The sequence below is a fragment of the Vibrio sp. SCSIO 43132 genome (assembly GCF_019904195.1).
Classification (GTDB): Bacteria; Pseudomonadota; Gammaproteobacteria; order Enterobacterales; family Vibrionaceae; genus Vibrio; species Vibrio nigripulchritudo.
The window spans coordinates 3700131-3725478 of sequence record NZ_CP063199.1; the positions used below are offsets into that span (position 1 = coordinate 3700131).

Consider the following 25348-nt stretch of genomic DNA (forward strand, 5'->3'; position numbering starts at 1 on the left):
AAACACTACACGCAACGCATAGTGAAAATGCCACGCGTTGCGAATCACTCTTAAACAGTTTGTTAGGTTTTTATTGTTCACTATCGTTACGGTTCATGAGTCGTATTGCAAACGCAATAAGAATTATAGAAACTATAATAGGAACCACATACCAAATAGCAAACAATGTACTTTTGTTAATTGCAATCATTCCCTTTTCAGCTAACTTGATATCAACCCACTTTTGCTTGCCTGTATTTTCATCTCGAACTTGATACTTTCCTTTAAAAATGCTACTGACGTACTTCTGGTCGACGTTTATGTCTGAACTTAAAACTAACAATAAATCTATACTTTCGCCTATACCTAAACTACCTTTCCAATTATCGACTTTCGTATCTGATTTTTTTAATGACAAGGCTGAAAACAAGCGGTCTTTATTCGGGACGTATAGCTCAAGAATATCAACCGCCGATGTATTATCAATATTTGTTAACTTTAAATGAATTGAGGTCAATCCATTAATGCTTGTTTTATTAACATCATACGAGACTTCAGTAATTCCTGTTGTCATTACTCCAGCAAACCATGGACAGAACAAGAAGACTAAACCAGGAATAAATGCCCAGACTGCTTTCTCCAGAAAACCATTTACAGCACGCATAGTTAGCCTCCAATACCTTGAAATACAAACTGCATAGAGTAAGCATTCGTCATAAGGCAGAGTAGACCGATGTATGTTACAACAACTAAATTCATTAACCTCTTAGCTTTTGTTTTTGCTTCTGTTTGCAAGAGTACCGCATTAATTTTGCTCGCCCCAAAAAGGACTGATAAATGAACACAAAGGAGAACTAATGATGCGGCTGAAAAACTAACCCCATCAAAACCAAGCCCTACATTCTGAACTTCAAATATACTTGGAACTACAACAACCAAATCCAATGCCAAAGTCGCAACAATTGCATCCCTTAGGGGAAACACAATATTACTTGTTCCTTTCTTTTTCATATCAGCAAAACCCAGCGCGATAAGCAAATACGCAATCATTGCCGGAACTAAAATAAAATTAATAACTAACCCACTATTCAACTTTTACTCCTAAACTAAATTTAAACCTAACAATTATTATGGGACAAGATGTCCGAATAATTCATCCACAAGCACCTATTTTTCCTTGTGGATATTTTCTTCAGGCTAGCACATAAGGTTATGTAATACATAAAATTATTATTCGCTAGCACAAGAAGCTGGTCACAAGAATATGACTCACTTTAAAACAAAGTGGACATTGCGCACTATTCAATCAGACTGTATGTAAAAACAGTAATGGCGCGCCACATGAAAAGTCTCTTTTTGCTAAGCGTTCAAGAACACATGATGATCAGGCATTATGCTAAACGAACCATCAAAACCTATCTTCTATGGATAGCCCAGTTCATTCGTTTTCACCAAATGAAACATCCTAAAGATCTCGATAAATCACACGTAGAAGCGTTTTTGAATTCACTTGTGCTGGAAAAAAACGTGGCGGCTGGCACCCAAGCAGTCGCGCTTAACTCACTTCGATATTTATATGTCGAATATTTTAAGCGAGGCGATGATTTCAATTTGGATTACCGCTATTCAAAAAGAGATCGCAAGATACCAATAGTGCTAACTAAAAGCGAAGTGAGTCAATTACTTAAGCATATTACTCCAAGCTATTCTTTGCCAATCAAACTTATGTACGGTTCTGGTTTACGTGTGATGGAGTGTGTTCGGCTAAGAGTACATGATATTGATTATAACTACTTAGCTGTCCGCGTATGGCAAGGGAAAGGAAACAAGAATCGATTGGTAACCTTAGCACCGGAGCTAGTAAAAGAACTCAAACAGCAAACCGAGTGTGTCCAAGCTATTTATAACGTCGACCTCCATCACCCTAACTATGCGGGAGTATGGCTCAAACCTTCATGGCGAAGAAAATACCCCAAAGCATCGATGGATACTGGCTGGCACTATCTGTTTCCGACTAAAAACCTGAGCTTTGATCCAGAATCTAACGAATTACGTCGCCATCATATCAATGAGAAAAGTGTACAAAGAGAAGTAAAACGGGCGGCTAAGCTGGCAAATATAGCAAAGCCTGTCACTTGCCATACTCTGCGGCACAGCTTTGCTACTCACCTATTAGAATCTGGTGCCGATATTCGTACTGTGCAGGAGCAGCTTGGTCACAAAGATGTAAAAACAACTCAGATCTACACTCATGTTTTGGATAGAGGGGCTAGTGGTGTCACCAGCCCCTTTTCTGGGTTGTTCAAAGAAATGCGGTCATAAAACGTTTGAATGGTGCTCGCTTAATTTAAGCGGTTGCGGTCATCTTCGTCTTCTTTACGTTCAAACTCGCCTTCAAAGGTGTTCCCTTTGGAATTGTCTCCACCGCGTTGAAACGGGTCGTGCTCGAATGGGTTTTGCTGACCAAAACCACCTTGGGCGTGAAACCCGCCGCCGTTACCAAAATTTTGCACTTTCACTTTGCTCATCAATTGCTTGGCGATCACGGCTCTTGGTGCCGGAAGCAGAACCAGCATCCCTAATGCATCGGTCATAAATCCGGGGGTCAGAAGCAACACGCCAGCTACCGCCAGCATAACACCCTCAACAATTTGCTGAGCGGGCAGTTCGCCTTGCTGTAATCGGCTTTGTACCGACATCAGAGTTTGCAAGCCCTGGCTTCGCACTAAAGAAGCGCCCACAAAGGCAGTCAGTAAGACCAAGCCTATGGTTGTCCAGAAACCTAAAAAGCCGCCCACCTGAATAAAAAGCGCAATTTCAATGATGGGTACAGCAATAAATAGCAGTAAAAGTATCGGAAACACGGGTCCTCCTGTTGCAACTACCGCCAGTGTATTGCTTTGACTGACAAACAACAATTCTTCCTTTAAAAGTTGCGCTCTGAATCGGCACTCAAAAGTGCCCTTCGACACAAGAAACTTGACCTGACTTGGGAAATCACAATTCTGTAAGAATTGTTGACAACTCAATGACTCAAAAGGTGATCAGGCTACTATTTTTATGCCGCCAATTCGATAAGATGAGCGCATAAGTCAGGACCGATTTTGTAGCCGTTTATTCTGACGAATGGATTCTTAAAACACAGATGTGGCTAACTCAGCTTCAATACTTACAATAAAAAACTAAGGATCCTGTTATGGCTAAGACTATCGATCTTAATCACACTTCCCCTCTGTCTGCGACTCGCATTGAAGAAGATCTGCTCGGTCAACGTCACGTTCCTGCCGATGCTTACTACGGCATCCATACACTGAGAGCAATTGAAAACTTTAACATTTCCAGCGTAACCATTTCTGACGTCCCTGAATTTGTGCGTGGAATGGTCATGACCAAGAAAGCAGCAGCGCTTGCCAACAAAGAGCTGGGCGTAATCCCGTCCGACATTGCTAACCCTATTATTCAGGCTTGTGATGTGATTCTGGAAACGGGTAAATGCATGGATCAGTTCCCGTCGGATGTCTTTCAGGGTGGCGCTGGCACGTCCGTCAACATGAACACCAATGAAGTGGTGGCGAATCTGGCACTTGAGCTGATGGGCAAAGAGAAAGGTCAGTACGAATTCATTAACCCGAATGATCATGTGAATAAAAGCCAGTCCACCAACTGCGCCTACCCGACTGGGTTCCGCATTGCCGTTTATAACAGCGTAAGCAAGCTGGTGGATGCGATTGAATACCTGAAAGGGGCATTCGAGCTGAAAAGTCAGGAGTTCAGCAGCGTGTTGAAAATGGGACGCACCCAGCTTCAGGACGCCGTGCCAATGACGGTTGGACAGGAATTCCACGCCTGGGCTGTCACGCTGAACGAAGAAATTCGTAACCTCGAATACACGTCAAAGCTTCTTCTGGAAGTGAACATTGGTGCAACGGCAATTGGTACGGGTCTGAACGCGGCGGAAGGCTACCAAGCCGCAGCGGTTAAACATCTTGCCGAGGTTACCGGGCTAGAGTGTGTCCCTGCCGAGGATTTGATTGAAGCGACATCCGATTGCGGTGCTTATGTGATGACTCACGGTGCGCTTAAGCGACTGGCGGTGAAGCTGTCTAAGATCTGTAATGACCTGCGACTGCTATCTTCTGGCCCTCGTGCTGGTTTGAACGAACTGAACCTGCCAGAACTTCAGGCGGGCTCTTCCATTATGCCAGCCAAAGTGAACCCGGTTGTTCCTGAAGTTGTGAACCAAGTTTGTTTCAAAGTTCTTGGTAACGACAACACCATCTCCTTTGCGGCAGAAGGCGGTCAGTTGCAGCTAAACGTGATGGAGCCTGTTATCGCTCAGAGCATGTTCGAGTCTTTGGAGATTCTGACCAACGCTTGCGTAAACCTGCGTGACAAATGCATCGACGGTATTACTGTCAATAAAGACGTTTGCGAAAGCTACGTGTATAACTCCATCGGTATTGTTACTTACCTCAACCCTTATATCGGGCACCATGAAGGCGACATCGTCGGTAAAATTTGTGCCGAAACGGGCAAAAGTGTCCGAGATGTGGTGCTGGAAAGAGGATTACTCACCGAGGAAGAGTTAGACGATATCTTCTCAGTAGACAATCTGATGCATCCAAAGTACAAAGCCAAACGATTTAATTAATAGAATGGGACCATTAGGTCCCATTATTACTTGTTGATAATAGCGCCAAATAGCATAAGTTTGTTTTATATCAGTCCTATTCGCTTTGTTAATCTGCTATAGTCTGCGCCGTTTTCAGCATCCCATAAATTTTTATGCTGAGTTTTGGTCTTCTTTTCCTGAGAAAAGAAGACGTTACCATTTGGGATTTTAAGATAAGGTACGACGTATGATTATGGTCGAGTTGTTAGTAGTCCTGCTCTTTATCTATTTAGGTGCGAGGATTGGGGGCATCGGTATCGGCTTTGCTGGCGGTGCGGGTGTAGTGGCGTTAACCATGGTTCTGGGTGTGCCTGCTGGTAGCATCCCAGTAGACGTTATCTTAATCATCGCTTCGGTGATTACAGCGATTGCAGCAATGCAAGTCGCAGGGGGGATGGACTGGCTGGTCGATCTGGCTGAGCAGTTTCTTCGAAAGAATCCAAAACACATTACGTTTTACGCACCAGTGGTCACTTACCTGATGACTTTGCTGGCAGGTACGGGTCACACTGCGTTCTCGACGCTTCCAGTTATTGCAGAAGTCGCCAAAGAACAGGGGGTTCGTCCTTCACGCCCACTTTCGATTGCGGTTGTGGCTTCTCAAATCGCCATCACGGCTTCACCTATTTCTGCGGCAGTGGTGTTCTTTTCAGGCATTCTTGAACCACTCGGGGTGGGCTATCTCACTCTGCTCGCGGTTTGTATCCCAACCACTTTCGTAGCCTGTATGGTGGGTGCGTTCGTTTCTAATTTCTTAGGCAGCGAACTGAAAGACGACCCAATCTATCAGGATCGTTTGGCGAAAGGTTTAATCAAGATGCAGGGTACGCAAAAGCGTGAAATTCTGCCAACAGCCAAAGTATCGGTGTACATCTTCTTCGCCGCAATCATCGCCGTTGTGGCGTATGCGACCATGATTTCTAACGCTGTGGGTTTGATTGAAGATCCGGCGATCGGTCGTAACCAGGCCATTATGGCTCTGATGCTGACCGCTGCTACAGCGATTGTGATGATCACCAAAATCGATGCCTCTAAGATTGCCAATGCTGCGACGTTTAAGTCTGGTATGAGTGCTTGTGTCTGTGTTCTGGGTGTCGCCTGGCTGGGTGATACGTTTGTATCCAGCCATATTGATCAGATCAAAGACTTGTCTGCACACATTCTGGAACAGTACCCGTGGATGCTGGCGATTACGTTGTTCTTCGCTTCTATGCTGCTTTACTCACAAGGCGCAACCACAACGGCTCTGATGCCAGCGGCGCTTGCCATTGGTGTTGCTCCGCTAACGGCAGTGGCGTCTTTCGCTGCGGTCAGCGCATTGTTTGTATTGCCCACCTACCCAACGCTTCTGGCGGCGGTAGAAATGGACGATACGGGTTCAACTCGAATCGGTCAGTGGGTGTTTAACCATCCGTTCTTCATTCCGGGTGTGGTCACTATCGTCACGGCGGTTGCTCTCGGCTTCGCATTTGGTGGAATACTCATCTAACAAGCTGTGAAGATTAAGAAAAGGGAAGCAATGCTTCCCTTTTTCATATTTCATTTTCAATTTGAGCAACTGTTCTCAACTTATGAATCCTCACCTTATCTGCCTAATGTTTTCTTCTGCCAATCGCTGATATGATGAAACTTATTACGCCGCTATCGGGTCTGATAGGGTATTCCTTTTCTTACAAGTAACGTGATGAAAACTCTGCGATCATTTTTGTTGTGGCTGATGGTCAGCCTGTCGATAACGACTCCCGTTTCAGCTGAGCTGTTTTCCAATAATGCTCAGGGATTTACGCCAAGCTTTGATACTTCTCCGAATCAGTTTGTCCCGGTTGACGAAGCGTTTCCGTTCAACTTTTTTCAGGACAATGATCGCGTTCGCCTAGAATGGCAGGTTAAAGACGAATACTACCTGTATCAGGAGCGCATTTCAGTCACCGCCAACGGTGCTGAAATCGGCGCGATTGAAATGCGCGACGGTCAGCCTTATAAGGATGAGTTTTTTGGTGATGTTCGCATATACACCACACCACTAACGGTTACTGTACCGCTGATTTCCGCTACTAAAGACGCACTTTTGGAAGTGCGGTACCAAGGCTGTGCCAAGGCAGGGTTCTGTTACCCACCTGAAATTCGCACGGTGCCGATTTCTGCGTTTACCTCTACTGGCGGGTCTGACACCCCAACTGCTTCTGCGCCAAAAGCTCAAGAACGTTCCACTATCACTCAGTCTCAAGAGTCCGGTTTTGCCGACAAACTGGCTAACAGCTGGTGGACGCCACTGCTGTTTTTCGCACTGGGTGTAGGCTTAGCCTTTACGCCATGTGTATTGCCGATGTACCCCATCCTGACCAGTATTGTGCTGGGCGGTGGTCAGATCAGTCAAAAACGCGCATTGGGCTTATCGTTTGTTTACGTGCAGGGAATGGCGCTCACTTACACGCTACTGGGCTTAGTGGTTGCGTCAGCCGGTCTGCAATTTCAGGCAGCCATGCAACATCACTACGTACTGATTGGTTTGAGCGTGCTGTTCATCGCGCTCGCGGCGTCGATGTTTGGGGTGTATACCTTGCAGCTACCAAGTGGCGTGCAAACCTGGCTTAACAACCTCAGCAACAAACAACAGGGCGGCAGCAACGCAGGTGTGTTTGCCATGGGTGCTATCTCTGGTCTGGTGTGTTCTCCATGCACCACTGCCCCACTCTCTGGCGCACTGCTTTACGTGGCGCAAAGTGGCGATCTGCTTACGGGTGGCGTTGCACTTTACGCACTGGCGCTGGGTATGGGTATACCGCTGATTGCGGTTGCCGTATTTGGTAACAAGCTTCTGCCTAAAGCTGGTGGCTGGATGGATCGCGTGAAAGTGATGTTCGGCTTTATTCTGCTTGCGGCACCTATCTTCCTGCTGGAGCGAATCCTGCCTGAACTTTGGACACAAATTATGTGGTCCGTACTTGGGCTTTCCGCATTTGGCTGGCTTTACCATGCTAAGAACAGCCTGCCGTTTGGTGGCTGGAAACAAAGCGTGGTCGGTATTGTTGCGGTGTTGGGTCTGGTCGCTTCTGCACAGCCTATCATTTCACAATGGTGGAACCCATCAGCCGTCGCACAAGCCGAGCCAACGGTTGCCTTCAAACGCATTAAAAACCTTGCCGATTTAGAATCAGAATTAGCCGCGGCTAAGCAAGCGGGTAAACCAGTGATGCTGGACTTCTACGCAGACTGGTGTGTGGCGTGCAAAGAGTTTGAAAAATACACCTTCCACGCACCAGAAGTGGAAGCCAAACTGCAAGGTTACGTGTTGCTTCAGGCAGACGTGACTCGTAGCATGCCAGAAGACATCGAGCTGCTGCAAAAACTGGAAGTACTGGGCTTACCTACCATCGAATTTTGGGATGCAAACGGCGAATACATCCCGAATGCCCGATTAACTGGTTTTATGCCCGCAGAGCCGTTTTTAGCCCACCTAAACGCGCTTTAAACCCTAGCTGAATTCCGATGTGAGCCTGATTTTCAGGCTCACATTTTTTTGTTTCGATTCTGTTAAAAGCTCAAATTTTCAACATAATGAATTCAATGGATACATTGAGTTTATTGTCATGAAATGGATTGTTCTTGCGCTACTCGTTCACTTGGGGACCTTGTTCTCATCGCCTTCTATTGCACAAAACCCAGAGCCTTCTCCGCAAAACATCGTTGTACTGACGTCATTTCCTGAAAGCTTTTACTCACCCATTAAGCAAGCTTTTTCCACTCAATATCCCGAGCACCCGATTCGCTTTATCAACAAAAAAACGCCTGCACTCATGGCGCATCTGGTGCAGCAGCGATCACCACAACCCGATCTTATCTGGCTGAGTTCCTCCGATGCCATGGCGCAGCTAGAGCAGCAGGGCTTCATTCAGCAAAGTCACACCTTTGCTTGGTCGCAGTTTGGCTTTTTCTGGAATACCGACAGGCTGGCAGCGCTCGACCTTCCTGAACCCGATTCCTGGGAAACCCTGACCACCCCGCTATTTGAAAACCAGGTTGCCATGAGCGCCCCGTCGCGTTCGGGCACCAACCACTTAGTGATTGAACTCGTCCTCCAGCAATATGGTTGGGATGAAGGCTGGCGGCTTTTGCTCAAACTCGGAGGGAATTTATCCACCATTACAGCGCGCAGCTTTGGTGTGCGCGAAGGCATCATTAAACAGCGTTTTACCGTTGCTCCAGTGGTCGATTTCTTCTATCGCAGCGCTCTTGCTAGTCAGGCTCCTGTCGGCTTTCACCCGTTTCCTGATACGCCTTTGATTCCAGCGCAAATTGGGCTCACAAAGCAGGAAAAACCGAGTTCAAGAAACGTGTTTGTTGAATTTCTGCTGTCAGAAAACGGACAAGCTTTGCTTTCCCTGCCCAGCGTAAATCGCATTCCCAACCAGACCGGGCTTGAAATGGCAGCCAAAAGTCGCACTTCCGCGTTCAATAGCCAGCTGTCTGCCAGCCGCTACCACACGGTGAATGCCTTGTTTGACCAGTGGATCACCCACCGGCTGGATGATCTCCATCGTTTCTGGCGGCTGTGGTATCAGGTCCACCAGCATCCGCTGTCTAGTGTTCAGCAGAAACAGCTCGCTCAGGTGCTGGCAGATATCAGTCAAATCCCCGTTGAAGAAGACGTTGCTGCCGACCCGACGCTAAACGAGAAGCTAAGTACGACCAATCGCTATGAAGACTTTTACCAACGCATTACTGGGCTATGGCAAGACCAAATGAGTAAACAGATGGCGAAAGGCATCACCACGCTAGAGCGTATTCTCGCGGAGGTTTCCCCATGAAAAAACGCCACAGTATTGCATTGCGAATCTTTGCTCTGTTTATGGTCCTTGGTGGGCTTGCCATCGCCATGGTGGTATCGAATTCCATCACCTTGCAAAATCTCGCGACATCCTCTGAAACCTGGGGGAAAAAGCAGTTGCCAGTGATGGTTGCCGCAGCCAGGTTTGCCGAATTAGGCGGGCAAATCACCACCGACGCCACCAATTTGGCACTGGCGAAATCGACTCAGGCTCTGCAAACGGCCAATGCGCGCTTGGACACAGCCCTCCCTAAGCTCAGCCAGTTTAATCCGGAGAAACTCTCGCCAGAGCACCATAAAAAGATGCTCAAGCTGGCGGCAGAATTAAAAGAAAACGTTCGCCAGATCTACACCAACACCGAACAAAAACTGCTGATTCAGGAACAGCAGCAAAGACGAAGGAAACAGTTGTACTGGACACAGATCGATTTTGTCGATGAGGTGATACCACTGACCGAAGAGAGCCAGTTCAATCTGGATTTGTTGCTCGATAAGCTGCAAAAGAAAAATGGCTTGTCGTCCGGCGAATTCAGCACCCTCAAATCCGAAACTCATAATCAAAGCCAGCTTCTCAAACTGGAAGCAGACGTGAACCTTGTGCTGGACTTACTTCAGCGGGTGTCTCTGTTTTCCAATCGCACCGACATCCTTGCGGCGCAAAGCATGATTGATGAAACCATGGTGACAATTTCAGAGCAAACCAGCACGCTGCAAAGCATGCCCAGTACGGTCACCATTCGCCAGATCGCCTCTGCCCTTGATAAATATATCAGTGGCAGCGATACCCCCATCCAAAGAGCACTGCGGGTTCTGTCGCTGGATGAAGGTAATCAGGAGCTACTCGAAGAAAACCAACTGCTGCTGCAAGACATTCGGCTTATCGTTTCGCAAACCGTTAGCGAAGCGGAAAAGCAGGCAACCGAAACCGCCGAGCAAATCACGCACATCGTTAATACCAGTCGCAGCCAGCTCAATTTCACCATTCTGGTCATCGCGGTGCTGACGGTTTTTGTTGCCCTTTATCTGAAAAATCAGCTTCTTAACCGCCTTGCCAACGTGCTGCGCAGCATGAGACACCTGGCACAGGGTGAACTGCAAACGCCTCTGGCGATTTCTGGGCAAGATGAAGTCGCCTCACTAGCGCACGCCACCAATGTGTTTAACCAAACTGCCATGCAGCTTCGTCAAAGAACCGGAGCACTGGAAGAGAAAAACCAACAACTAGTGGATGAAATCGAGCAGCGATTGCTGGCAGAACAAGATCTCAAAGCCACTCAGGAAGAGTTGGTTCAGGCGGCGAAACTGGCAGTACTCGGGCAACTCACTTCTGGAATAGTTCACGAATTCAGCCAACCCCTTGCTGCCATTCGCTCGAATAGCTACCTAGCAGTGCAGTATCTGGAGAAAAACCAGCCTGGACAGGCAAAAGACAAGCTGACTCGTATCGATAAGATTACTGACCGCGCCACCAAGCTATGTCAGCACCTGAAGTCCTTTGCCCGAAAAACCGATGACATAACCCAGCGCACGCCCGTTAAGAAGATCGCACTTAACGCCATGGAGCTGTTTACTGAAAGCCTCCCCGCTGATTGGATAACTATCGATGTCGAAGAAACCTTAACGGTCAGCGCCAATGACATTCGGCTGGAGCAGGTTTTTGTTAACCTAATCAGCAACAGTCTGGACGCCATTCAAACCCGAATCAAAGACCAAAAGCCCGAAAATCAAAAGTTTGCCCCTCAGATACGTATTTCTGCCACCCAAAACCAAGACAATGTAGTGATTCATGTTTATGACAATGGCTGCGGTATGCACCCAGAACAACTGAATCAGATATTCGAACCCTTTTACACCACTAAGGATGTGGGCAGCGGACTGGGGCTGGGCATGTCCATCACTCACAATATCATTCAGGATTTTGGCGGCACCATTTCCATTGAATCCCAACCCAATCAAGGCACGGAGGTCACCCTATGTCTCAAACCCATGTAGTACTGGTGGAGGACGACAAAGAGCTCAGAGAAAGCCTGAGCGAAATTCTGGAGCTCAATGGCATGTCGGTGACTGCTTTTGCCTCGGCAGACAAAGCGCTGCCCTGTATTCAGTACAACAGTAACAGTGTGGTGGTGTCTGACATTCGTATGCCCAATATGGATGGCATGACCTTTCTCCAGCATTTACAGCAGTTGGATAACGATCTGCCTGTGGTTCTGATTTCTGGTCACGCAGACATCGAAACTGCGCTGCAATGCATTAAACTTGGGGCGTTTGATTTTGTCGAAAAACCTCTCAGACCGGAGCATCTGGTTGGCCTGGTCACCAAAGCGATTCAACACCGAGAGCTGACGCTGGAAAACCGCCGCCTTAAGCAAAACCACCCGCGCACTATTACTCTAGATGAGCTGTTGATTGGCGAATCTGACTCAATGAAAAAGCTCAAAACGAGGCTGATCACGCTGGCAAACGCCGACGTCAATATTGTGATTAATGGGGAAACTGGCACCGGAAAAGAGAAAATTGCGCGCACGCTGCACAGCCAGTCGGAACGCAACAATAAACCCTTTGTCGCCATCAACTGCGGCGCGATGCCGGAAAACCTGATTGAATCCGAACTCTTTGGTCATGAAGCCGGAAGCTTTACTGGCGCAAGCAAAAAGCGCATCGGAAAAATTGAATACGCCTCGGGCGGTACTCTGTTTCTGGATGAGATCGAAAGCATGCCGTTGTCTGCTCAGATACGGCTGTTGAGGGTAATTCAGGAAGGCGAACTGGAACGCGTGGGCAGCAACCAGACAGTAAGCGTCGACCTTAAGGTGTTGTCTGCTTCCAAAGGTGACCTGTTCGAACTCTCTCAGAAGGGCGAATTTCGACAGGATTTATACTATCGACTGAATGTCGCAACACTGGATATTCCACCGTTGCGAGAGCGAAAGTCGGACATTCCAGTCCTTCTTGGGCATTTTATTCATGAAGCGGAAAAGCGGTTAAATCAGAAAGCCCCCGCTCTGACCCCGCTGCATTTTCAACATTTGATGAACCATGACTGGCCGGGCAATGTGCGTGAACTGATGAACGAAGCCGACCGAATTGTGCTGGGAATATCCGATCTGATTTTCACCAACAACCAGCAGGAATGCCACAGTCTGGCGCATCAGCTGACCCAGTTTGAGTTCTCCGTTCTTCACCATACATTGACCCAGTTTTCAGGTCATATTGGCGATACCGCCGAGCATTTGGACATTCCCCGTAAAAACCTTTACCTCAGAATGAAAAAGTTCGGTTTAAAGAAGGAAGACTACACCACAGATTCCACCCTAGAAGAGTAGGTCAAAAATGACCTACTCACGGATCACATTCTCTTCTCAATGACACATCCACAAGTTTTGGTGAAAGCCAAAGTCATTTTAAATTAGACACTTAACCAAAATTTAACATTGGCACAACATTTGGAATATCTATACCCAGTTACCCGGTTATTTATCGGTAACTGGCACACGGATAACCCTACGTACATAACAATGACGTGAATAAATATGGAGTGCACAATGAAACATGGAATCAAACTGCTGACGCTAACCAGCGCAATGATGTTCGCAATGGGCAGTACCTCTGCTTTCGCAATGTCGGATAAGAATCTGGTCATCGTCACCTCGTTTTCCAACGACGTAACGGACGTATACAAAAAAGCCTTCGAGAAAAAATACCCGAATGTGAAGGTCGAAATCCTGAAAAAGAAAACCACATCCGGCATTAAATACCTTCAGGAAACCTCATCTCGCAACAGCTCTGACATTTTCTGGGCATCTGCCCCCGACGCATTTGAAGTGCTGAAAGACAACGATTTGTTGGCGCAGTACCAATCCTCGGTCACGGGCATTCCTGAAAAAGTGGGCTCTTTCCCCATCAATGATCCAGATGGCTACTACAAAGGTTTCGCCCTTTCTGGCTATGGCATGATGTGGAACGAACGTTACATGAAAGCCAAAAAGTTACCCGTTCCGAAAGAGTGGGAAGATCTTGCGGATCCGATTTATCACAAGCACGTTGGTATGTCAGCTCCGTCCCGCTCAGGCACAACACACTTAACGGTTGAAGCCATTTTGCAGGGCAAAGGCTGGGAAGACGGCTGGGCAACCATGAAAGCCATTTCTGGTAACTTCCGCGTGGTCACTGAGCGCAGTTTCGGGGTACCAGATGGCGTAAACAGCGGCTCATTTGGTGTTGGCATTGTGATTGACTTCTTTGGTTTATCTTCCAAAGCAACGGGGTTCCCGGTGGATTTCCACTACCCAACGGTAACGGCATTGGTGCCTGCCAACGTGGGTAAAGTCAAAAATGCCCCTAACGGAGAAGCAGCAAGCGCCTTTATCGACTTCCTGCTTTCTGACGAAGGTCAGGCATTGTTACTGGATAAAAAGATTCAGCGTTTACCCGTCAATCCAGCGGTTTACGCGAGCACACCGGCTGGCTTCCCTAACCCATTCACGGGCGAAAAACTGGGTACCGTCGACTTCGACCTAAACCTATCAAAATCACGCTACAACGTGGTGAACAGCCTGTTCGATGTGATGATCACCTACCGCATGGATGAACTTCGAAGCGCCACCAAAGCGATTCAGGAAGCCGAATCTGAGGCCAAAGCTAAGAACAATACGAAAGCATTGGAACTGGTTGCTCAGGCAAAAGCGTTAATCAACAAAATGCCAATTACCGCAGAGCAAGCCAGCGATCCGGACTTCTCTGGCATTTTCACTAAAAAGCGTAAGAAGAAAACTGACAAGGTCGGCGCTCGTCAGGCAGAAATCGAACAATCCTGGGATAACCAGGTGGTTGCCAACTACGAGAAAGCCGAAGAACTTGCCGAACAAGCGCTCGATATGCTGTAAACAAACCTTACTTCTCTTTATCTGATTCCCCCAACTTGTAGGTCGGCGCCGCGTAATTACGCGGTGCCGGGGGGATTCTTATTTTTCGAGCCTAGGATCTGTTGACCTAATCTCAAGAACACGGAGTTTCTTATGAGTAGTGTTTCTCTCTCGCAGACAAAAAACGGCACTAAGCCCGGCAGTCGCGGTGTATTGAAAAAAATTCGGGAAGACTGGGGCTTGTATCTCGCAGCCGCCATCATCGCGCTTTTTATCATCACGTTTCTGTTCGTTCCTGTCCTTAAGGTCATTTTTGTCGCCTTTCAGGATCAGGAAGGCAGTTTTTCTTTGGTGAATTTTCAGGACTTCTTTAGCTCTACCCTGTTTCAGGAGTCGTTTTTTAACTCTTTTTACGTCGCCTTTATGTCGGTAATCGTGGCATCAGTGATTGCCATGCCACTGGCGTATTTCACCAGCCGTTTCCAGTTTAAAGGCACAGTGTTGATTCAGACACTGGGCATTGTTCCACTTATCATGCCGCCGTTTATCGGCGCGGTAGCGATGCAATTGTTGTTTGGTGAAAACGGCACCATGAACTTGCTGCTGGATGAGTATTTCGGATTCACCATTCCAGTGATGGAAGGCTTGAATGGCGTCATCTTCGTACAGAGTGTCCATTACTTTCCCTTCATTCTGATCAACCTGTCTGCCGCGTTGCAGAACATCGACCGCTCGATGGAAGAGTCTGCACAGTCTCTGGGTTCTTCCGGTTTAAAGCTGTTCAGAAAAATCGTCTTCCCACTGGCCATGCCCGGTTATGTCGCTGGGGCATCTCTGGTGTTTGTTAAAGTGTTCGATGATTTGGGTACCCCGCTTCTGCTCAACGTCAACGACATGCTGGCTCCGCAGGCTTACCTTCGTATTTCCTCTGTGGGTATTTCTGACCCAATGGGTTACGTGATTTCCGTGATTCTGGTGGCCTTCTCTGTATTCGCGCTTTGGGTTTCTTTCCAGGCACTAAAAGGCAAAGATTACTCCACCACTCAGAAAGGCGGTGGCGGTTTGTCGAAACGCGAGCTTCGCCCAATGGAAATGGTGGGTTGTTATGCCGTGATTGCGCTGATTCTGATGCTGGTGCTTGCGCCACACTTTGCCCTGTTGTTGCTCTCTTTCGGCACCATCTGGAGCTTTAGCCCGCTACCGGATGGCTTCACCATTGACCACTACGCGACAGCAGTTACCCAAGCTTCCGACTTCATCACCAACACGCTGTTGTATGCGGGTCTGGCAGGCATCATTGATGTGATTTTAGGTACCGCGATCGCCTACCTCGTATGGCGCACCAAAATGGTGGGGCGAAAGTGGCTCGACTTCGGCGCAATGGCAGCACTGGCCGTTCCCGGCGTGGTTCTCGGCATTGGCTATTTGCGTACCTTCTACGATGTCGACTTGCCGATTGTCGGCACCTCAATGGCAACCTGGTGGGGCATCATCGTGATCGCGTTGTCGGTACGACGTCTTCCGTATGCACTGCGATCTTGTGTTGCCGCTCTACAGCAAGTCAGCCCATCTCTGGAAGAAGCCTCAGAAAACCTTGGAGCCACTCGCTCCACCACCATTCGTCGCATTGTGGTGCCATTAATGGCAGCCGGTATTCTGGCGGGCTTTGTCACCGCATTCGCCACGGCAGCGGTCGAACTTTCTGCCACGATTATGCTGGTGGCACAGGAGTCCGATGCACCACTGGCTTACGGCTTGTACATCTTTATGCAAAGCGCCGCCGGGCGTGGTCCTGGAGCCGCACTGGGTGTGATTGCCGTATTAATTGTCGGTCTCGCGACTTACCTGTCCCACACCATTGTTGAACGCACTCGCCAGGCTCACGGCGAAAAGAGTCATTAAGAAAAGGAATTTCCCATGAGTTTAGAAAACAGCCAGCAAGTTGGCATTACCATCAAAGACTTAACCTTGGCATTTGGCGAAACCGAAGTGCTGAAAGGCGTGAATTTAGACATTCAACCCGGCGAGTTTTTCGCTTTTCTCGGACCATCCGGGTCAGGTAAATCGACTTTATTACGCGCCATTGCGGGGTTTGGTCCCGTTCCCAATGGAGAGATTTTATTGGGTGATGAAAACGTGATTGAACTGCCGCCATGGAAGCGTAACGTCGGCATGGTGTTTCAAAGCTACGCGCTCTGGCCACATATGACAGTACGCCAAAATGTAGCTTACGGGCTGGAAGAGCGAAAAGTACCGAAAAACCAAATCAAAAACCGGGTGGACGAAGCGTTAAATTTGGTTGGTCTGCTTCACCTTGCAGAGCGACGCCCGTCTCAGCTCTCGGGTGGTCAGCAACAGCGTGTTGCCATTGCCCGCACTGTGGTGGTAGAGCCAAGAGTGTTGCTTTTGGATGAGCCACTTTCCAACCTGGATGCCAATTTACGTGAGCAGATGCGACGTGATCTTCTTGATCTACAAAGGCAATTGGGATTAACCACGATCTTCGTGACTCACGATCAGGAAGAAGCTAATACGATTTCCGATCGCATCGCGGTGCTCGATCAGGGCGTGATCCAGCAAGTTGGAGAGCCCATTGAATTGTATGACAACCCAGCGAATAAGTTCGTCGCCGACTTCTTGGGCACAGCCAATGTGCTCAACGGCAAAGTCATGTCATCCAATGATGGCAGCGTGTTCCAGTCGGACGGGGGCATTCAGTTCCCTTATCAGTCTGACGCCAAAGGAGAGTTGTCTCTTGTTTTTCGCCCACAAAGCCTGGAGATCTGCCACTCTGCACCGGATTCAAACGCCATCAAGCTCGAAGGCAAGGTAAAACATCGGGAATTTTTGGGTCATTTAGTACGCTACGGCATTGATGTCGGCGGACAAATGTTAATGGTGGATGACCCGCACCTAAGAGGAACGACACACCTGAAAAATGGGGCGCCGATCCTACTTCAGTTGAACCCGGATGAAATCGTGGCTTTGAGCTAACTATTTGACATTACTATCAATTAACAAAGAGTCGGGCTTTTTCAGTCTGGCTCTTTCACATTTTCAGAAGAAAAATCAGAGAATAAGGGCTTATTTGTTGTTGAATCATCAAGCAAGTGATAATAATTAAATTAACTGTCTGTTAAAGAGTACTTAACGTCATGGACTCGACCTACACCATCCTGATCGCTGACGATCATCCTCTATTTCGAAATGCCTTATTTCAATCGGTGCATATGGCGATCAGTGGCGCAAATCTGCTCGAAGCGGACTCACTGGATGCCCTTCTCTCTCTGCTCGAAAAAGAGCAGGAACCCGATCTCTTGTTGCTCGATCTGAAAATGCCCGGAGCCAACGGTATGTCGGGGTTGATCCAGCTACGTGCAGAACACCCCGATCTTCCTATTGTGGTGATTTCTGCCAGTGAAGAACCTAGCGTGGTTACGCAGGTGAAAAGCCATGGTGCATTTGGTTTTATCCCGAAATCCAGCGACATGCGCGAACTGGTTTCTGCGCTTAATCAGGTCCTTAACGGCGAACCTTTCTTTCCTGAAGGCATGATCACTAACAACGCAGCTTGTAACGAACTCAGCGAAAAAATCGCTACTCTGACACCACAGCAATACCGCGTATTAGGCATGCTCTCCGATGGTTTGCTGAACAAGCAGATTGCTTACGAGCTCAATGTCTCTGAAGCCACGATCAAAGCGCACATGACCGCCATCTTCCGAAAGCTTGGGGTAAAAAACCGAACTCAAGCCGTCATTCTTCTTCAACAAATGGAGCCTGAGTCTTAGACCTTTGGCTAAGTTAACAATGTGTTAACATCTCATTTTTTGGAATGCCTTCTTCTAAGCCCCCGTTTCTAGGGGGCTTTTGTATTTTCCCGCACAGACTAAAGTAGAAAAGAGTTCTTGAAACCATCTTGCTATTGTAAATCCTGATACAAATCGTTAACAACGAGCTGTTCATGTAATGAAGAGCAATCATATATCGTAAGGAGACGGCAATGGCGTTCGAAAACAAAGAACGGGCAAAGGCCTACTGGGATAAAAACGTAAAACTGATGATCACCCTGATGGCGATCTGGTTTGTCGTGTCATTCGGCTGTGGCATTTTGTTTGTAGATGCGTTGAATCAGTTCCAACTGGGCGGATATAAGCTTGGTTTCTGGTTTGCACAACAAGGTTCAATTTACTGCTTCCTCGGCATTATTTTTTACTATGCGTGGAAGATGCGTCAGATAGACCGCGAATTTGACGTGGACGAGTAAGGAGTCGGTAAGATGGATCTAAAAACTATTACTTATTTAGTCGTTGGCGCTACCTTTATTCTTTATATCGGTATCGCTATTTGGGCTCGCGCTGGGTCTACCAAAGAGTTCTATGTTGCTGGCGGAGGGGTTAACCCAATCGCGAATGGTATGGCAACCGCTGCTGACTGGATGTCCGCTGCGTCTTTCATCTCTATGGCAGGTCTTATTGCCTTCATGGGTTACGGCGGTTCCGTATTCCTGATGGGCTGGACAGGTGGTTACGTACTGCTTGCATTGCTACTGGCTCCTTACCTACGTAAGTTCGGTAAGTTCACAGTGCCTGAGTTCGTTGGTGAGCGCTTCTACTCCAACACAGCACGTATTGTTGCTGTTGTGTGTCTTATCATTGCATCCGTAACTTACGTTATCGGTCAGATGAAAGGCGTAGGCGTTGCATTTGGTCGTTTCCTTGAAGTGGATTACTCAACTGGTCTAGTGATTGGTATGTGTATCGTATTCATTTACGCGGTTATGGGCGGAATGAAAGGGATCACCTACACACAGATCGCTCAGTATTGCGTACTCATTTTAGCTTACACTATTCCCGCAATCTTCATTTCACTTCAGCTAACAGGTAACCCTCTGCCTCAACTTGGTCTGGGTGGGACCATGGCTGGCACCGATGTCTATCTGCTCGACCGGCTTGATCAGGTCGTAACGGAACTCGGGTTCACCGAATACACCACTGCGGTGCGTGGCGATACACTGAATATGTTTGTGTACACCATGTCTCTGATGATTGGTACGGCGGGTCTGCCTCACGTAATCATTCGATTCTTTACCGTGCCGAAAGTGCGTGATGCACGTACTTCTGCAGGTTGGGCACTTCTGTTCATCGCTATCCTGTACACCACAGCGCCAGCGGTTGCAGCAATGGCTCGTCTGAACCTAATGGATACGGTTAACCCTGCTCCGGGTCAATACCTGAAATACGACGAACGCCCTGCTTGGTTCAAGAACTGGGAAACTACAGGTTTGCTAGGGTTTGATGACAAGAATGGCGACGGCAAAATTCAGTACACGTCTGACAAAACCACTAACGAGCTTAAAGTAGACCGTGACATCATGGTACTGGCTAACCCTGAAATCGCGAAGTTGCCTAACTGGGTAATCGCGCTGGTTGCAGCAGGTGGCTTGGCAGCGGCACTGTCGACAGCAGCAGGCTTACTATTGGCCATATCCTCCGCCATATCGCATGACTTGATAAAAGGGGTGATAAATCCAAATATTTCCGAGAAGAAGGAACTGCTCGCCAGTCGGATATCGATGGCGGTGGCAATTGCGGTGGCAGGCTATCTAGGTCTCAACCCACCAGGATTTGCTGCCGGTACTGTAGCGCTCGCCTTTGGCTTGGCCGCATCGTCGATATTCCCGGCACTGATGATGGGTATCTTCAGCAAGGGCATCAATAAAGAAGGGGCAATCGCCGGTATGATTGCAGGTATCAGTATTACCCTATTCTACGTATTCCAGCACAAGGGCATTCTGTTCATTGCTGACTGGAAATACCTGGAAAGCTGGGGCAGCAACTGGTTCCTAGGTATTGAGCCTAACGCCTTTGGTGCTATTGGTGCAGTCTTCAACTTCGCCGTTGCCTTCCTAGTATCGAAAGTGACGGACGAAACACCAGAAGAAGTGAAAGAGCTGGTCGAACACGTACGTGTACCAGCAGGTGCAGGCGAAGCACAGTCACACTAATTAAAACACACGCCACAAAAGCCCCGCTTGGGGCTTTTTTTATCCTCTTGCCTGAGGCATTTTAAGAGAAAGTTCAAGGAAGATGCTCAAATATGTTTAAAAACAAACACTTTATTGTCGCTCTATTGATTGCTCCAGTACTTGCTATCATTGCTTACTTTGGTACAGATGCAGCGGTTAGTGAAAAGCCGCATGCGGCGAAAGAAGGGGAGTCTTATAAGCTTGCCAGCAAATCGAATTGCCGTTACACCAGCGGGCTTTGCAACATGGAAAACGGTGACTTTAAAGTTCAGTTTCGCTCTGAAGGGATAAAGGATGGGCAGCTAACACTTTCACTCAAATCTGATCTTCCTTTGGAAGGCGCAAAGATAGCCATTATAGACAGTCCAGATGAGAAAAAGGCCCCCAAGCAGATGCGCCAAGTGGACACACAAAACTGGCATTTAACGCTGAACGCCCCACAAAATGATGAAAGCCAGTTATTAATGGTTTTTCAGGCAAACAGCACTCTGTATTACGGCGAAGCCAATACACAGTTTGTTGTTTACGAGACACTGTTTACTGATAAAGATAATTAAAGTACAGCAGACTATAAGTGACGGGGCAAAATACCCGATATTAGCCCGTGCATATGACTTAGAATAAAAATTCTAATTTTCAAATCAACTTCACATTTATTTATATCGAACTAATCACCATAAAACCTCCTTTATTCATTTGAATAACGGAGGTTTTATTACTGAAGATTCGATTTAAACAAGCAAAACTTTCTCATTGAACACCCCACCCAAAATATACAGAACTCAGTGCTTAAATAACGAAAACATTTATTACATTTTACAAATTGATAAAAGGATAATTTTTTCATATCAATGCCCGCGGAATTATTAGATGTATCCGATTACAGGAAAAATGAAGTGAAAAAAACAATTCTATTAAGCGCGCTTTCTCTGGCTATCGCTCTTCCAGCACAAGCTCACGAAGAAAAAGCGCCAACGTCAGTAAAAACTGAAGGCTTTTACGCAGGTTTGGACTTAGGTATTTCGAACCAAGTTAATGATATTGCTCTGACTACAGGATATGGCTTATTCGCAGGTTATGAATTTAAGCTGGCTGATAAAATCACAACTGCAATTGAAGTTGACTATTACAACTGGGGAGAGTTTGACTCTGTAGAAGCTGCAATTCTAAGCATACGCAATTATACTGATGTTGATACCTCGCTAAGCAGCTACGCTATCTCTGCAAAGCCTAGATACTATGTTACTGACAGCTTTTTTGTTGGTGGTGTAGTTGGGTTCGGTTCTTACAGCTTTGATGCAACAGCTACTGGTTACGAGTCACTAGAGCTAGATAACGGCTCAGGTATGGTTTTTGGTGTTGAAACTGGGTATCAGCACTCAAATGGGTTTAATCTGCGTGCTGGCTACAAAACAAGCTCTGTTGATTTTGATAAAAAAGATACAGCTGATCTCAACTCCTTTTACGCTGGTATCGGCTACAAATTCTAAAAACGAAAGAGCGCCAGATGGCGCTCTTTCTTTTAACTGATTCTGTTCAAAACCGCCCTTAACTTCAATGGCTTCACTGGCTTCGCGATAAAGCTGAACCCATTGGACTGTATTGCTTCGAGCATATCGTCTGTTCTGTCCGCACTGATGATCACACCTTCAAAGCTATCGCCTAACCGGAGTCGGCACTGCTGAAGCACTTCCAACCCTGTTCTACCGTGGTTAAGTCGGTAGTCGGAGAAAATCACTTCCGGTGCCCAGTCGTTTTCCAACGCTTTTAGGCTTTGTACCAGGTCTTCTGCCACTTTGACCTCACAGCCCCAGCGTTCCAGTAAACCTTGCATACCAACCAGAATATCGGCTTCGTTATCCACGCACAGCACTTTCATTCCTGCTACGTCACTGCCATTGGTCGGCGCAGGCGCTACTGCTTGTGGTTGAATCGCTGCACTGCGATCTAAGGCAACGGAGAACACTGTGCCTTTATCCGGCCATGAGCGAAGGGAAATTTCGTGCCCGAGCACACGGGCAATACCTTTAGCAATCGCCAGCCCTAGCCCTAATCCTTGATCACTGTGCCCCACTTCGACTCGCGTGAACTCTTCAAAAATGGCAGCCTGTTTGTCTTCTGGGATCCCGATTCCGTTATCCCAAACTTCGATGCGTACCTGATTCCCCACACGTCTGGCCCCCAGAAGCACTTTGCCTTTCGGGTTGTAGCGAAATGCATTGGTCAGGAAGTTTTGCAGAACGCGGCGAAGCAATTTGGGGTCAGACTGCGCCAACAGGTTTGAAGGCACCATGGTGAAATCAATACCTTGCTGCTTAGCAAGGGCGCTGAATTCGGCGTTTAAGTTGTCGAGTACATCGTTAAGCGAAAACGCATGGACATTGGTTTCTAATTTGCCAGATTCCAGACGCGAGATATCAAGAAGATCGCCGATAAGCTCTTCCGCCGCTCCCAAAGCACTTTCTATATGATGAGAAAACTTACGAGTCTCACCGTCTTTGGCGGTTTCGGAAAGTGATGACGCAAACAACCTTGCCGCGTTAAGTGGCTGCATTAAATCATGGCTGACCGCAGCCAGAAAACGGCTTTTTGAGTGCGATTCAGATTCTGCACTTTGCGTTGCTGCGACCAGCCGTTTGTTTAGCAATTCCAGCTCTTTGGTTCGCTCATGAACCCGGCTCTCCAGATTTTCGTTCGCTTCTTTTAGCGCTTTTTCGGCTTCATGGAATACGGTGATATCAGTAAAACTCATGACAAAGCCGCCACCGGGCATAGGGTTACCCTGCACTTCAATAAAACGACCGTCCGGGCGAATGCGCGAGGAGGTGTGGCGCGTTCCTCTTTCTAAGTGCTCTACCCGTCTTCTTACATGATCTTCTGGGTCACCCGGTCCACACAACCCTTGCTGGGCATTGTGGCGAATCACATCCGCAATCGGTCTGCCCACCTGTATCAGCCCCGGAGGAAAGTCGAACAGCTCCAGATACCTCTGATTCCATGCCACCAGCCTGAGTTGTTTATCGACTACCGTGATGCCCTGACTGATGTGCTCAATCGCTCCCTGAAGTAACCCTCGGCTAAAGTCATACAGTTCAGAGGCTTCATCAACAATGGTCGCTACTTCTTCTAACTGCATATTTCTGCCCTGCAAGGCAGAAGTAAGTACTAACTTGGCAGAAGACGCTCCAAACACCCCTGCCAGAACTCTTTCCGTGTGACGAATCAGCGCGGATGTGGCTTGCTGGTTAGGCATCAGTTCGCCGCCATGCTGGTTCCAGAAGTTTCGAAACGCAGCCCTCGCTCGGCTTCTTCCCACAAATCGGGATGCCAGCATTTCAAGTTCAGAAACCGTTACCCGGCTTTGATACAAGCTGACGTTTTCACTTTCTGGCAATGGCGTACCAACAAAAGCCGCTGATTGTAAGCGTTCACTTAAGCTAGAGCGGGTAATTAGCGAGACGGCGATATAGAAGAAGGTGTTGAGCAGTACGCTTAAAATCATTCCCCAGTCAGACATCGACAGCGATAGGTCTGACAACAGTTCAGGTGGCGTCACAACCCATAGTAGGAAGTTGCTGTCTGCCGACCCAGCCAGCATATCGGTCTGGCTCATTAGCGTAATCAGCCAAACGGTAAAGCCAGCGAACAGGCCAACGTACACACCCTTTCGGTTGCCTTCTCGCCAGTACATTCCACCAACCAAGGAAGGCGCAAACTGCGCTATCGCCGCGAAAGAGAGCAGCCCTATAACAGAGAGAGAACTGATGCTGCCCAGTACCTGATAGAACGCCCATGCGCCAGCAAGCAGCAGTAAAATCAGCCCGCGACGAATGTTCAGAAGCATGCCTGAGAAATGGGTATGGGTGCGATCAGCCAGACGCATACGACGAAGCAGTAACGGAAGAACCAAGTCGTTAGAAACCATAATGGCAAGCGCAATGGTGGATACAATCACCATCCCCGATGCCGCTGACGTACCACCTAAGAACGCTAACAAAGCGATGTTCTCCGCTCCCATAGAAAGTGGCAGGCTGATCACGTAAGAATCAGCGGGAACACCTGTCAGTAAACCCTGACCTGCCCACGCAATTGGCAAGACAAACAGCCCCATCAAAGTCAGGTATAACGGGAACAACCAGCGTGCGGTGTACAAGTCTTTCGGCTTTTCGTTTTCGACCACCATGGTATGAAACTGACGGGGCAGACAGATGATCGCTGCCATAGTCAAAATGGTGTGAATGATAAGCGTCGGAACGTTAGGAGATTCGTAAGTTTCGCTGGCGATTGCCGTTAAATCTAAGTCAGGTGTGTGCATGGCGACATACACAATAAAGCAGCCAACCGTAAGAAACGCCACCAGCTTAACAATGGACTCGAAAGCCACCGCCATCATCATGCCACGGTGATGCTCGGTATTATCAATGTGTCGGGTGCCGAATAGCATGGTGAACATGGCGAGTGCCAGTACCACAAACCAGGATATGTTGGCATCCTGATAGCCCAGATCTTCCGTCAGACTCGGGGCGACCAGTTCCAGCCCCATGGTAATGCCACGAAGCTGCAACGCGATATACGGTAGAATCCCGATCACCGCGATAATAGTAATGGTGACAGCCAGCCCCTGAGACTTTCCATACCGCGCGGCAATAAAGTCGGCGATAGAGGTAATGTGCTCACGCTTGGCAATCAGAATCAGCCGTGCCAGCAAGCGCCAGCCAACCGTAAACACCAGTATGGGCGCGACATAAATGGGGATAAACGACCAAGGGTTGCTGCTGGCTTGACCCACCGTTCCATAAAACGTCCAGGACGTACAATACACGGCAATAGACAGGCTATAGATCCATGGACGCCAGCGAGAAAGCCACTGCAAGCGGCGATCGCCATACCAGGCGATAAAAAACAACAGACCCAAGTAGGTCAGAGAAACGGGGATGACAATCCAGCCTTGCATCAATTACTTTCCTTGTAACGCA

General features: G+C 47.9%; 19 protein-coding genes. 15 read left to right on the plus strand and 4 right to left on the minus strand.

Annotation, left to right across the window (positions count from 1 at the left end):
* Nucleotides 1-70: 70 nt before the first annotated feature.
* Together INR79_RS16755 and INR79_RS16760 are read right to left on the minus strand one after the other, a co-directional pair.
* Nucleotides 71-643: a hypothetical protein gene (locus INR79_RS16755; RefSeq protein ID WP_223095195.1), complete on the minus strand. Its 573-nt coding sequence runs from the start codon at nucleotides 641-643 to the stop codon at nucleotides 71-73.
* A 2-nt stretch (nucleotides 644-645) separates the two neighbouring features.
* Nucleotides 646-1071 carry a hypothetical protein gene (locus INR79_RS16760; protein WP_223095197.1) on the minus strand — a complete coding sequence of 142 codons (426 nt, stop codon included), beginning with the start codon at nucleotides 1069-1071 and terminating at the stop codon, nucleotides 646-648.
* Between the two features lie 249 nt (nucleotides 1072-1320).
* On the opposite strand from INR79_RS16760, the gene INR79_RS16765 reads away from it, so the two are divergent.
* The gene (locus INR79_RS16765) at nucleotides 1321-2301 is read left to right on the plus strand and encodes an integron integrase (RefSeq protein WP_223095199.1); all 981 of its coding nucleotides are present in this window, start codon (nucleotides 1321-1323) and stop codon (nucleotides 2299-2301) included.
* A gap of 20 nt (nucleotides 2302-2321) precedes the next feature.
* On the opposite strand, the gene INR79_RS16770 is transcribed toward INR79_RS16765, so the two are convergent.
* Nucleotides 2322-2843: an FxsA family protein gene (locus tag INR79_RS16770; protein WP_223097048.1), complete on the minus strand. Its 522-nt coding sequence runs from the start codon at nucleotides 2841-2843 to the stop codon at nucleotides 2322-2324.
* A gap of 332 nt (nucleotides 2844-3175) precedes the next feature.
* On the opposite strand from INR79_RS16770, the gene aspA reads away from it, so the two are divergent.
* The 14 genes from aspA to INR79_RS16840 all read left to right on the plus strand — a co-directional run bounded on the left by aspA (nucleotide 3176) and on the right by INR79_RS16840 (nucleotide 21862).
* Nucleotides 3176-4630, plus strand: coding sequence for an aspartate ammonia-lyase (aspA, locus tag INR79_RS16775; protein WP_004401990.1), 1455 nt, complete (start codon nucleotides 3176-3178; stop codon nucleotides 4628-4630).
* Nucleotides 4631-4838: 208 nt separating this feature from the next.
* Nucleotides 4839-6140: an anaerobic C4-dicarboxylate transporter gene (locus INR79_RS16780; RefSeq protein WP_223095201.1), complete on the plus strand. Its 1302-nt coding sequence runs from the start codon at nucleotides 4839-4841 to the stop codon at nucleotides 6138-6140.
* A gap of 204 nt (nucleotides 6141-6344) precedes the next feature.
* Nucleotides 6345-8123 carry a protein-disulfide reductase DsbD gene (locus tag INR79_RS16785; RefSeq protein ID WP_410482903.1) on the plus strand — a complete coding sequence of 593 codons (1779 nt, stop codon included), beginning with the start codon at nucleotides 6345-6347 and terminating at the stop codon, nucleotides 8121-8123.
* 118 nt (nucleotides 8124-8241) lie between these two features.
* Entirely contained in the window at nucleotides 8242-9459 is a 1218-nt protein-coding gene (locus INR79_RS16790) for an ABC transporter substrate-binding protein (RefSeq protein ID WP_262415358.1), read from the plus strand.
* Complete coding sequence (locus INR79_RS16795; protein ID WP_223095207.1) at nucleotides 9456-11471, plus strand: ATP-binding protein; 2016 nt, start codon at nucleotides 9456-9458, stop codon at nucleotides 11469-11471. The genes INR79_RS16790 and INR79_RS16795 overlap by 4 nt, the downstream gene beginning before the upstream one ends.
* Complete coding sequence (locus INR79_RS16800; protein WP_223095209.1) at nucleotides 11453-12805, plus strand: sigma-54-dependent transcriptional regulator; 1353 nt, start codon at nucleotides 11453-11455, stop codon at nucleotides 12803-12805. Before INR79_RS16795 ends, INR79_RS16800 begins: the two co-directional genes overlap by 19 nt.
* A gap of 219 nt (nucleotides 12806-13024) precedes the next feature.
* Complete coding sequence (locus tag INR79_RS16805) at nucleotides 13025-14365, plus strand: ABC transporter substrate-binding protein (RefSeq protein ID WP_022596213.1); 1341 nt, start codon at nucleotides 13025-13027, stop codon at nucleotides 14363-14365.
* Between the two features lie 132 nt (nucleotides 14366-14497).
* The gene (locus INR79_RS16810; RefSeq protein WP_004401997.1) at nucleotides 14498-16246 is read left to right on the plus strand and encodes an ABC transporter permease; all 1749 of its coding nucleotides are present in this window, start codon (nucleotides 14498-14500) and stop codon (nucleotides 16244-16246) included.
* A gap of 15 nt (nucleotides 16247-16261) precedes the next feature.
* On the plus strand, nucleotides 16262-17338 hold the full coding sequence (locus INR79_RS16815) for an ABC transporter ATP-binding protein (RefSeq protein WP_223095211.1): 1077 nt from the start codon (nucleotides 16262-16264) through the stop codon (nucleotides 17336-17338).
* Nucleotides 17339-17499: 161 nt separating this feature from the next.
* Nucleotides 17500-18135, plus strand: coding sequence for a response regulator (locus INR79_RS16820; protein WP_022551786.1), 636 nt, complete (start codon nucleotides 17500-17502; stop codon nucleotides 18133-18135).
* Between the two features lie 212 nt (nucleotides 18136-18347).
* Nucleotides 18348-18611, plus strand: a complete 264-nt coding sequence (locus INR79_RS16825; RefSeq protein WP_004402000.1) for a DUF4212 domain-containing protein — start codon at nucleotides 18348-18350, stop codon at nucleotides 18609-18611.
* Between the two features lie 12 nt (nucleotides 18612-18623).
* A complete protein-coding gene (locus tag INR79_RS16830; RefSeq protein WP_004402002.1) occupies nucleotides 18624-20351 on the plus strand; it encodes a sodium:solute symporter family protein in 1728 nt (575 codons plus the stop codon).
* A gap of 92 nt (nucleotides 20352-20443) precedes the next feature.
* Nucleotides 20444-20929: a hypothetical protein gene (locus INR79_RS16835; RefSeq protein WP_004402004.1), complete on the plus strand. Its 486-nt coding sequence runs from the start codon at nucleotides 20444-20446 to the stop codon at nucleotides 20927-20929.
* A 339-nt stretch (nucleotides 20930-21268) separates the two neighbouring features.
* On the plus strand, nucleotides 21269-21862 hold the full coding sequence (locus INR79_RS16840) for an outer membrane beta-barrel protein (protein ID WP_223095213.1): 594 nt from the start codon (nucleotides 21269-21271) through the stop codon (nucleotides 21860-21862).
* Between the two features lie 32 nt (nucleotides 21863-21894).
* On the opposite strand, the gene INR79_RS16845 is transcribed toward INR79_RS16840, so the two are convergent.
* Nucleotides 21895-25326, minus strand: a complete 3432-nt coding sequence (locus INR79_RS16845) for a PAS domain-containing hybrid sensor histidine kinase/response regulator (RefSeq protein WP_022613903.1) — start codon at nucleotides 25324-25326, stop codon at nucleotides 21895-21897.
* Nucleotides 25327-25348 lie beyond the last annotated feature (22 nt).